Source organism: Kitasatospora sp. NPDC057518 (assembly GCF_042802075.1).
In the GTDB taxonomy this organism is placed as follows: domain Bacteria; phylum Actinomycetota; class Actinomycetes; order Streptomycetales; family Streptomycetaceae; genus Kitasatospora.
Window position 1 is genome coordinate 1 of sequence record NZ_JBHVEU010000345.1, and the last position, 9,393, is coordinate 9,393.

Below are 9,393 nucleotides of genomic sequence, written 5' to 3' on the forward strand. Positions count from 1 at the left end.
GCCCCCGCCGAGCACACCCCCCGCCCCCTCCGGAACCCGTTAACGGCAACCCCCCCCCCCCCGCCCCGGGGGGGCCGGGGCCGTCCCCCCGCCCCGGCCCCCCCACGGCTCCCGTTCCGGTCATCCAGGCCGGAACCTACGCAAGAACAGGAGGGGGGACAGGAATGCGCGTCACCCTGCTCACCGAGGGGACGTATCCGCACCAGCACGGCGGCGTGAGCGTCTGGTGCGACCAGCTCGTTCAGGGCATGCCGGACGTCGAGTTCGACGTCATCGCCGTCACCGGAACCGGCCACGAGCCACTGGCCTGGGAACTGCCCGCCAACGTACGGTCGGTCACCACCGCGCCGCTGTGGGGGCCCGCCTCGGAGGGCCGAGCGCCCCGCGGCAAGGAGATGCGGCGCTTCCTCAACGCGTACGAGCGCTTCCTGCACTCCATCCTCGACCCGGTCTACACCACCCACTTCGGCACCGAGCTGTACAACTTCGCCGACCTCGCCCGGCACGGGCTGCTCAGCCCGGCGCTGCGCAGCGAGCGCGCGCTGCGCACCCTCCAGCAGGTCTGGACCCGCGACTACCTGCCGACCGCCGTCTCCCGGCCCACCCTGCACGACGCCCTGAACGCCACCGACCTGCTGGAGCACGCCCTGCGGCCGCTCTCGGTCGAGCCGCCCAAGGACGGCGTCGCGCACGCGGCCAGCGGCGGCCTCGCCACCCTGCCGGGGCTGATCGCCGCCCAGCAGTACGGCGTACCGTTTCTGCTCACCGAGCACGGCATCTACCTGCGCGAGCGCTACCTCGGCTACCGCACCGGCCCCTACCGCTGGCCGGTCAAGGCGCTGCTGCTCGGCTTCTACCGGATGCTCGCCGAGGAGAGCTACCGGCAGGCCGCCCTCGTCACCCCCGGCAACCGGTACAACCGGCGCTGGGAGGAGCGCGGCGGCACGCCGTCCTCGCACATCCGCACCGTCTACAACGGGGTGGACCCGGCGGCCTTCCCGCCGGCCGGCCCCGAGCCCGAGACCCCCACCCTCAGCTGGGCCGGCCGGGTCGACCCGATCAAGGACCTGGAGACGCTGATCCGGGCCTTCGCCATCGTCCAGCGGGAGATCCCCGAGGCGCGTCTGCGGCTCTTCGGCGGCACCCCCAAGGGCGGCGAGGCGTACCGGGACGGCTGCATAGCCCTGGCCGCCGAGCTCGGCATAGCCGACTCGGTGGCCTTCGAGGGCCGCGTCGCCGACATCACCGACGCGTACGCGGCGGGCAACGTGGTCATGCTCTCCAGCATCAGCGAGGGCTTCCCGTTCACCCTGATCGAGGCGATGTCCTGCGGCCGCGCGACCGTCTCGACCGACGTCGGCGGCGTGCGCGAGGCCGTCGGCGACACCGGACTGGTCGTCCCGCCGCGCGAACCCGAACCGATGGCGGCCGCCGCGATCGAGCTGCTGCGCGACGCCGAACGGCGCGCCCGGCTCGGCGAGGGCGCCCGGCTGCGGGTGATCGAGCAGTTCACCCTCCGCCAGAACATCGACGGCTTCCGCGGCATCTACACCGAGCTCCTGGGCACCGCCCGCTGGATGCCCGGCGGCATGGTCGCCGTCACCGACCAGGTCCCCAGCCCCGACTGGGACCAGCAGCTGGCCGCCGCCCGCCCCGAGCCGAGCGAGGTCGGCGCGTGAACGGGAACGGCGACAGAACCATCGAGAGGCGCGTGTCCCGCTCAGCGGCCGCCGAGCACAGCGAGGTGGACGCATGAGCGGTCCGTTGCGACTGATTCCGGGCGAGGCCGGCCCCGACCAGACCGTGCAGCTGCGCGCCCTGCCGCTCAAGCGCCGCCGTCCCGCCCCGTCGGAGCAGGAGCCGGAGCCGGAGCCGGATGACTCGCTCTACCTCCCCGCGGACCCGCTGGACGAGCTCGCCGAGCGCCTGCGCGACGTCTGCGCCGACGCCGTCCACCCGTACGAGATCGCGGCCTTCCTGGAGTCCGACGGCCTGTCGGACGAGCAGGCCGCCCTGCTGTACGGCCGCCCCGACGCGTTCACCGTCGCCGAGGAACTGTTCGAGAAGGTCGAGCGCCGCTACCCCGGCCCGAGCTCCGAGTTCGCCAACCCCTGGCGGGCCGACCCCTGGCGCTGCGTGGTGCGCGGCCTGGTGTTCGCCCTGCCGGGGCTCGGCTACCTGCTCGGCGCCAACCTGTTCGCGACCACCCGGATGCGCTTCGGCCTGCCCTCGGGCATGCTCGCGCTGTCCGTCGCCACGCTGGTCAGCTGGGGCTTCAACCAGGCGCTGGCGCACCGCTCCTACCGCTGGCTGGGCCGGCTGCGCCGCCGCGAGGCCGCGGTCTGCCTGGCCGTCGGCGCCCCGGTCGGCGCGCTGGTCGCGGCGGCCGCCGCGTACGTGGTCGGCGGGCCGCTGGGCGCGCTGTGCTTCGCCGCCGGGCAGTCCTGCTACCTGGGCGCGGCCACCGTGCTGCTGGTGCTCGGGCGGGAGAAGTTCCTGCTGCTGGCGCTGGCCCCGGCCTCGGTCGGCGCGGGCGTGGTGCTGGCGGCGGACGTCCCGCAGCCGGTCCGTACGGTCGTGCTGCTCGTGTCGCTGGTGCTGGCGGTCGGACTGGCCGTCCGGGAGCTGCTGGTCTGCATCCGCGGCGGCGAACGCGAGTCCGTCGAGCTGAGGCTGCCGGTCCGCCAGGAGGTCCCGCACCTGCTGTTCGGCCTGGCCTGCGGCGCGCTCACGCTGATCGCCGGCCTCGGCGGGACGATCCACCAGGCCGTGCAGTCCGGCGGCCTCCCCGCGCAGGCCACGTCGACCACCCCGACCGGGCCGGCCATGATCGCGCTGACGCTCAGCCTGGGCCTCGCCGAGTGGCTGCTCTTCCGCTACCGGGCGATGGCGGTGGCCGCGTTGCGCACCAGCCACACCAGCGGCCAGTTCACCCGCCGCACCGGCGGGATCCTGCTCGGCTGCCTCTTCATCTACCTCACCACCGTGGCCGCGCTGGACGCCGCCGCGACCGTGCTGTGGCCCGGCGCCCCCGCGCTCGGCGTGCCGCAGCTCGGCGCGATGCTGCTCCTCGGCGGCTCGCTCTGGCTGGCGCTGCTGCTGAACGCCTTCGGGTTCAGCTGGAGCACCGCCCTCGTCTGTCTGGCCGCCGCGGTCGCCGAGAGCGCCGGGCTGCTGGCGGGTGCGGACCCGATCGTCCTGCAGCTGATCGGCTGCGGGACGGCCGCCTTCGTCCTCACCGCACTGGCCGGGCCCGCGCTCGGCCGCACCACCCAGCACCGCTGAAAACGCACCACCCAGCACCGCTGAACACATCGAATATCCCGCACGCCTCCTTCGCGTGCACCGCCGTACCCGTTCCACCTGAGACACCCACCGGGCCAACGGCGGCCGGCCACCCCAGTGCGTCCGGCCGCCCCGGCAGATCGAGAAAGCGACATCCGCATGAGCAGCGTTGCGGTTACCGGAGCCGAGGGCTTCATCGGCTCCCACCTCGTCGAGACCCTGGTCGCCGACGGGCACCACGTCCGCGCGATGGTCCAGTACAACTCGTTCTCGTCCTTCGGCTGGCTGGAGACCCTGTCCGAGGAGGTGCTGGACTCGGTCGAGATCGTCCTCGGCGACGTCCGGGACCCGGGCTCGGTCAACGGCCTGGTCAAGGGCACCGAGGCGGTCTACCACCTGGCCGCCCTGATCGCGATCCCGTACTCCTACCGCGCCCCCCACTCGTACGTGGACACCAACGTCACCGGCACCCTGAACGTGCTGGAGGCGGTGCGCCACCAGGAGATCCCCCGCCTGGTGCACACCTCCACCAGCGAGACCTACGGCACCGCGCAGACCGTGCCGATCACCGAGGACCACCCGATCAACACCCAGTCCCCGTACGCCGCCTCCAAGGCCGGCGGGGACCGGCTGGCCGACAGCTACCACGCCAGCTTCGAGACCCCGGTCGTCACCCTGCGCCCGTTCAACACCTTCGGCCCGCGCCAGTCGATGCGCGCCGTCATCCCGACCGTGATCGCCCAGGTCGCGGCCGGCCAGACCGAGATCACCCTCGGCGACCTGCGCCCGACCCGCGACTTCACGTTCGTCAAGGACACCGCCAACGCCTTCCGCACGGTGGGCTCCGCGCCCGCCGACACGGTGGTCGGCCGGACCTTCAACGCCGGCACCGGCGGCGAGATCTCGGTCGGCGACCTGGTCACCCTGGTCGGCAAGCTGATGGGCGTGGACCTGGTGGTGAAGGAGGACGAGCAGCGCATCCGTCCGACCAACTCCGAGGTCATGCGCCTGGTCGCGGACGCGACCCGGCTGCGCGAGGCCACCGGCTGGGCCCCGAACTTCAGCCTGGAGCAGGGCCTGGAGCAGACCATCGAGTTCTTCCGCGACCCGGCCAACCTGGCCCGCTACAAGACCGACATCTACAACGTCTGACCCGCCCCGACCGATCTTGCTCGTCCTGGTAACCAAGGTTCGTGTCCTGCACATCCTTTCCGTGGGGGAAACACCATGCACGCAGTGATCCTGGCCGGCGGTAAGGGCGTCCGTCTCCGCCCGTACACCACCGCGCTTCCCAAGCCGCTCGTCCCGATCGGCGACCAGCACGCGATCCTGGAGATCGTGATGCGCCAGCTCGCCGCCGCGGGCTTCCAGAGCGTCACCCTGGCCATCGGCCACCTCGGCCACATCATCCGCGCCTACGTCGGCAACGGCTCGCAGTGGGGCCTGCGGGTCGGCTACGCCGTCGAGGACAGCCCGCTCGGCACCATGGGCCCGCTGCTCACCATGCAGGAGCGCCTGCCCGAGCACTTCCTGGTGATGAACGGCGACATCCTGACCGACCTGGACTTCGCCGGGGTGCTCAAGCACCACGAGGCGTCCGGCGCCCCGCTGACCATCGCCACCTACGCCCGCCAGGTCAAGATCGACTTCGGCGTGCTGACCTCCGAAGAGGGCACCATCACCGGCTTCCAGGAGAAGCCCAGCATCGACTACCGCGTCTCGATGGGCGTGTACGGCGTCTCCCGCTCGGCGCTGGCCAAGTACACCCCCGGCCTGCCGCTGGGCTTCGACGAGCTGGTGCTCGACCTGCTGGCCGCCGAGACCCCGCCCGCCGCGTACGAGTTCGGCGGCTACTGGCTGGACATCGGCCGGCCCGACGACTACGACCGGGCCAACGCCGAGTTCTCCACCATCCGTCCGGTCCTGATGCCCTTCGAGTCGAGCGGCATCACACCGGGTGTCGCGGAGCTGCCGATCCCGGCCGCCCGCACCGCCCCGGACGACGCGACCACCGAGCCCGCCACCGCGGGCGTCGAGAGCGACGGACGGGCCGCGTGAGAATTCTGCTCCTCGGCGGCGACGGCTTCCTCGGCCGTCACGCCACCGCCGTCCTGCGGTCAGTGCCCGGTGCCACCGTGCTGACCGCAGGCCGGCGGCCCGCCCACGACCTCCGGCTGGACCTGGCCACCGCCCAGGCCGGCCCGCTCGGCGAGGAACTGTCCGCGCTGGCCCCCGACGCGGTGGTCAACTTCGCCGGCGCGGTGGCCGGCAGCGCGGTCAAGCTCGCCGAGGTGAACGCCCGCGGCCCGGCGGTGCTCTGCGAGGCGCTCTCCCTCGGCGCCCCGAAGGCCCGCCTGGTGCACATCGGTTCGGCCGGCGAGTACGGCGTCTGCGCGCGGGGCGAGTCCCTCGCCGAGGACGCCGACGCCCGCCCGGTCGGCGTGTACGGCGCGACCAAGCTGGCCGGTTCCCTCGCGGTGGCCGGCTCGCCGCTGGACGCCGTGGTGCTGCGGGTGTTCAACCCGGTCGGCCCCGGCGCCCCGGCGGGCTCGCTGCCCGGGCGGCTGGCCGCCGAGCTGCGCCGGGTGGCGCCCGAGGGCGCCGACGGCGTGATCACGGTCGGCGACCTCTCCGCCTACCGCGACTTCGTCGACGCCCGGGACGTGGCGAAGGCGGTCGGCCTGGCCGTCACCGCCGACCGTCCGCTCCCCCGGGTGCTCAACCTGGCCTCCGGGCACGCCCGGCAGGTCCGGGCGATCGCGGACGGGCTGGTCACCGCGGCCGGCTTCACCGGCCGGATCGACGAGAGCGGGGCGGGCTCCGAGCGCTCGGCCGCGGTCTCCTGGCAGCAGGCCGACGTGTCGGCCGCCGACCGGGAGCTCGGCTGGCGGCCGGAGACGGACCTCGCCGACACCCTGCGCGACCTGTGGCTCGGCACCGCCGGGCCCACGCCCGACCCGGTGGTCGCATGACCGCCGGGCACACCCCCGACGGCCGCCTGCTGGTGCCGCTGTACGTCCACCCCGCGGTGGACCCGGCGGCCTGGCAGGCGGTCGCCGCCGCCGACCCCGCCCGGATCGCCGCCGTCGTGCTCAACCTCGCCGACGGTCCGGGCGAGTTCCCGGACCACGTCTTCGCCGAGGCCGCCGACGAACTCCGCGCCGCCGGACTGCCGTTGGTCGGCTACACCGACACCGACTACGGCCGCCGGCCGCACGCGGCCGTGGTGGCCGACATCCTGACGTACCGTCAGCGCCACGGCATCACCGGCGTCTACCTCGACCAGGTCTCCACCCACCCGGGTGCGCTCGCGCACTACCGGCGGCTGGCCACGGCCGCCCGCGCGGCCGGCTGCGGCACCGTGGTGTTCGGCCACGGCGAGCACCCGGACCCGGGCTACGCAGAAGTCGGCCTGGCCGACCTGCTGGTGACCTTCGAGGGCGACTGGGACGCCTACCGCGCCATGACGCTGCCGCTGTGGACCGGCCGGCACGCGGCCTCCCGCTTCTGCCACCTGGTCTACGACGTCCCTTCCGAGCACGCCCAGGACGCCGCCGCCCTGATCGCCGCCCGGCGAGCCGGCGTCGGCTGCGCCGTACCGGGGGCCGGGGAGAACCCCTGGCGCACCCTGCCGTACGGCCTGAACGCCGCCGAACTGACCTGACCCGATCCGGAGTCCGACTACCGTGAACCGCCGCAACCACCGGCACCTCCCGGCCGCCCTGGCCCTCGCCACCGCCACCGCCCTGCTGGTCAGCTCGTGCAGCAGCTCGGGTTCGGAGGACGACCAGGACTCGGCCGACGGCACCCCGAGCAACTCCCCCGCGGCCACCGCGCCGAGCACCCCCGGCACCCCCGACCCGAGCACCACCGAGCCGGGCACGCCGACCCCCGCGCCCACCGCTCCCGGCACCACCGCGCCCGCCCCGGGCACGCCCGGCAGCAGCACGCCTCCCGGCACCCCGCCGGGCACCGGCACCCCGCCGGGCAACCCGGCACCGCCGGCCGGCGCCCGCTGGCAGCCCACCCCGGGCCTCGCCTGGCAGTGGCAACTCGGCGGCGGCGTCGACCAGTCGGTGGACGTCCCGGTCTACGACATCGACGGCTTCGAGAACGACGCCTCGGTGGTGGCCGCGCTGCACGCCAAGGGCCGCAAGGTGATCTGCTACATCAACGCCGGCTCCTGGGAGGACTTCCGCCCCGACTCCGCCGCCTTCGCCAAGTCCCTCCAGGGCTCGGACACCGGCTGGAAGGGCGAGAAGTGGTTCGACATCCGCAAGCTCGACCAGCTGAAGCCGCTGATGGCCGCCCGCTTCGACATGTGCCGGAGCAAGGGCTTCGACGCCGTCGAGCCGGACACCATCGAGGCGTACAACCAGAACAGTGGCTTCCCGCTGACCCCGGACGACCAGCTCAAGTACAACCGGATGCTGGCCCAGCTCGCCCACGAACGCGGCCTGGCCATCGGCCTGAAGAACGACCTGGACCAGATCCCGGCCCTGCTCCCGGACTTCGACTTCGCGGTCAACGAGGAGTGCGCGCAGTTCGACGAGTGCGACCGGGTCGCGCCCTTCGTCAAGGCGGGCAAGGCGGTCTTCCACGTCGAGTACAAGCTCGACACGGACCAGTTCTGCGGCAAGGCCAAGTCGCTGGGCTTCAGTTCGATGCGGAAGAAGCTCGAACTGAACGCCTGGCGCAAGCCCTGCTGAGGTGTTCGTCTTCCGTCGCGCGGGTGACCCGGACGAGGGCCACCCGCGCGAAGGTCACTTGACCGCCAGCCAGACGACGGCGCCCAGGACGACCAGCACGACGACGGCGACCAGCGCGATCACGCCGGTGCGGCCGCTGCTCTTGCTGCTGCCGTAGGTGGAAACGTTGCCCGGGGCCTGGGGCGCCGGGCTCTCGTCGACGAACGCCCGGAACATCTGGGTGCTGCCGGCGGGGTCGTAGTCGTTGTCAGCCATGGCACGGACTCTAACGAATCAGCCCACCTCGGGCACACCCCGGACCCCCGTCGCGCGGACCACACCACCCTTCCGTGCAACAGCCTCGTGAAGACCGCGGGGTTCCCGGAATGCCGGGCCGGGCCATGGGGTTGACTGCCTTCATGACCGGAAACCACAGCCGGGTGAGCCTCGGCACCTCCGACCTGTCCGTCTTCCCGCTCTCCCTCGGCGGCAACGTCTTCGGCTGGACGGCCGACGAACAGCAGTCCTTCGCCGTCCTGGACGCCTACGCGGCGGCCGGCGGAAACTTCGTCGACACCGCCGACGTCTACTCCTCCTGGGCCCCGGGCAACGCCGGCGGCGAGTCCGAGACCGTCCTCGGCAACTGGCTGCGCAGCCGCGGCAACCGCGAGGACGTCGTGATCGCCACCAAGGTCGGCATGCTCGCCGAGCGCGGTGGCCTGGGCGCCGCCAACATCAAGGCCGCGGCCGAGGACTCGCTGCGCCGCCTGGGCGTCGAGCGGATCGACCTCTACTACACCCACCGGGACGACGACACCCCGGTCGAGGAGTTCGTCACCGCGCTGGACGAGCTGGTCCGCGAGGGCAAGGTCCGGGCGGTCGCCGCCTCCAACATCTCCGCCGAGCGGCTCACCGAGGCGCTGGCCTTCGCCGAGCGCGAGGGCCTGGCGAAGTACGTCGCCGTCCAGCCGCACTACAACCTGGTCTCGCGCGGCACCTTCGAGGGCCCGCTGGCCGACGTGGTCGCCGAGCACGGCCTGGCCACCGTCCCGTACTACGCGCTGGCCTCCGGCTTCCTGACCGGCAAGTACCGTCCGGGCGCCGACGGCGTGGCCAGCGCCCGCGCCGAGGGCGCCGCCCGCTACCTGGCCGAGCCGCGCGGCCCCAAGGTGCTGGAGGCGCTGGACACCGTCGCCGCCGAGCAGGGGGTGGAGCCCGCCTCCGTCGCCCTGGCCTGGCTCGCCGCCCGTCCGACGGTCGCCGCCCCGATCGCCAGCGCCCGCACCGTCGAGCAGCTCCCGCCGCTGCTGGTCGGCGCCACCCTGCAGCTCACCCCGGAGCAGACCGCCCTGCTGGACGCCGCCTCCGCCTGAGCCGGATCCGGCACCGCGGCCGCTCCGAACGCGGTCCGGGCCCCGAC

The 9,393-nt window shown here is 73.5% G+C and carries 8 protein-coding genes and 1 pseudogene; 8 read left to right on the forward strand and 1 reads right to left on the reverse strand.

All coding sequences use genetic code 11. The annotated features are described in order from the left end of the window. Nucleotides 1–164 precede the first annotated feature (164 nt). From pelF to ACFU7Z_RS28840, 7 genes and pseudogenes are all read left to right on the forward strand, one after another. On the forward strand, nucleotides 165–1,679 hold the full coding sequence (gene pelF, locus ACFU7Z_RS28810) for a GT4 family glycosyltransferase PelF (protein ID WP_049650152.1): 1,515 nt from the start codon (nucleotides 165–167) through the stop codon (nucleotides 1,677–1,679). A gap of 73 nt (nucleotides 1,680–1,752) precedes the next feature. After that, nucleotides 1,753–3,285: a hypothetical protein gene (locus tag ACFU7Z_RS28815; protein ID WP_380780620.1), complete on the forward strand. Its 1,533-nt coding sequence runs from the start codon at nucleotides 1,753–1,755 to the stop codon at nucleotides 3,283–3,285. Between the two features lie 159 nt (nucleotides 3,286–3,444). Next, entirely contained in the window at nucleotides 3,445–4,437 is a 993-nt protein-coding gene (locus tag ACFU7Z_RS28820; RefSeq protein ID WP_074001825.1) for an SDR family NAD(P)-dependent oxidoreductase, read from the forward strand. A gap of 75 nt (nucleotides 4,438–4,512) precedes the next feature. Further along, a pseudogene (locus ACFU7Z_RS28825) lies at nucleotides 4,513–5,214 on the forward strand (NDP-sugar synthase); the annotation flags it as partial. A gap of 125 nt (nucleotides 5,215–5,339) precedes the next feature. Then, nucleotides 5,340–6,257: an NAD(P)-dependent oxidoreductase gene (locus ACFU7Z_RS28830; protein ID WP_074001826.1), complete on the forward strand. Its 918-nt coding sequence runs from the start codon at nucleotides 5,340–5,342 to the stop codon at nucleotides 6,255–6,257. After that, a complete protein-coding gene (locus ACFU7Z_RS28835) occupies nucleotides 6,254–6,949 on the forward strand; it encodes a spherulation-specific family 4 protein (protein ID WP_074001827.1) in 696 nt (231 codons plus the stop codon). Before ACFU7Z_RS28830 ends, ACFU7Z_RS28835 begins: the two co-directional genes overlap by 4 nt. Nucleotides 6,950–6,971: 22 nt before the next feature. Further along, the gene (locus tag ACFU7Z_RS28840) at nucleotides 6,972–7,994 is read left to right on the forward strand and encodes an endo alpha-1,4 polygalactosaminidase (RefSeq protein WP_380780622.1); all 1,023 of its coding nucleotides are present in this window, start codon (nucleotides 6,972–6,974) and stop codon (nucleotides 7,992–7,994) included. A gap of 54 nt (nucleotides 7,995–8,048) precedes the next feature. Here ACFU7Z_RS28840 and ACFU7Z_RS28845 read toward each other — a convergent pair whose 3' ends face one another. Next, nucleotides 8,049–8,249, reverse strand: a complete 201-nt coding sequence (locus tag ACFU7Z_RS28845; protein ID WP_049650146.1) for a hypothetical protein — start codon at nucleotides 8,247–8,249, stop codon at nucleotides 8,049–8,051. Between the two features lie 143 nt (nucleotides 8,250–8,392). On the opposite strand from ACFU7Z_RS28845, the gene ACFU7Z_RS28850 reads away from it, so the two are divergent. Continuing rightward, nucleotides 8,393–9,346, forward strand: coding sequence for an aldo/keto reductase (locus tag ACFU7Z_RS28850; protein ID WP_380780624.1), 954 nt, complete (start codon nucleotides 8,393–8,395; stop codon nucleotides 9,344–9,346). Nucleotides 9,347–9,393 lie beyond the last annotated feature (47 nt).